This window comes from Bradyrhizobium sp. SHOUNA76, assembly GCF_023006445.1.
Classification (GTDB): Bacteria; Pseudomonadota; Alphaproteobacteria; order Rhizobiales; family Xanthobacteraceae; genus Bradyrhizobium.
In genome coordinates this window covers 1-966 of record NZ_JALBHA010000971.1, presented here as the reverse complement: position 1 = coordinate 966, position 966 = coordinate 1, and the positions used below count along the sequence as shown (strand labels likewise).

Annotated in this window: 1 protein-coding gene; it reads left to right on the top strand. The window is 65.1% G+C overall.

Annotated elements, in window-relative coordinates; translation table 11 throughout:
- Nucleotides 1-490: 490 nt before the first annotated feature.
- The coding region (locus MOV74_RS39050; RefSeq protein ID WP_246932932.1) for a L,D-transpeptidase at nt 491-966 on the top strand (476 nt) is incomplete at its 3' end.

Below are 966 nucleotides of genomic sequence, written 5' to 3'. Positions count from 1 at the left end.
TCCGGTTACCTTCATAGGAGCCTTCCTGGGCGCCGCGCACGATGCACTGGGCGTGGCCGGATTGCGGCTGTGACAACAGCGCGAGCAGAAGGGCGGCAGCTGCGAACAGCAGGCGGCCGGGCAAACTGGCCGGCAATGGCGCGGCGGCGAGACGGGCTTTGTTCATCTTCGGTCCCAGGGCATGATGCGGGGTGAATGGCGGCGAGCGCGCCTGTCAAAGGTAGGCGATCATCAACGCACCGAGCGGCGGAATGGTTGCGCCTTTGTGACGAATTGTCGGCGTGGTGCACCCGCGCCGCTCGCGAAAATGTCAGCGCCGCCGCAAGCTACGCGGCACAAAGCGGCCTTGCTTACGCCCGCCGTCGCGTTAACGATGGGCAGGCAGGCCGCTGGAACCAAAGCCGGATTGCAGGCATATTGCACGCCGGGACGGAGAGCCGCGGCGCCTAGCGTGAACAGGCCGGAGGCCAGAATTCAAATGCGTTTCCAGATGCGTTCATTTTTCATTGCTTTCACATCCCTGATGCTTTTGAGCGCGGGCACCGCGCAGGCCAAGGTCGAGATCACCGTCGACAAGGACAACCAGCAGATGACCGTCGCCGTCGACGGCGTGGCGCGCTATCACTGGCCGGTGTCGACCGGCATCCCCTCGCGCGAGACGCCGAGCGGCGCGTTCCGTACCTTCCGGATGGAAGAGGATCACTACTCCAAGGAATTCGACGACGCGCCGATGCCGCACGCGATCTTCTTCACGAAAGTAGGTCACGCCATCCACGGCACGGACTCGGTTGGCCGCCTCGGCTCGCCCGCCTCCCATGGCTGCGTGCGTCTGTCGCGCCAGAATGCCTCGACGCTCTATGCGCTGGTGCAGCAGCAAGGCGTGCTCAACACCACGGTGACGCTGACCGGCTCGTCGCAAGTGGCCCTGGCACGCAATCCGCGTGGCCGCGCCAACACTGCGGTGGC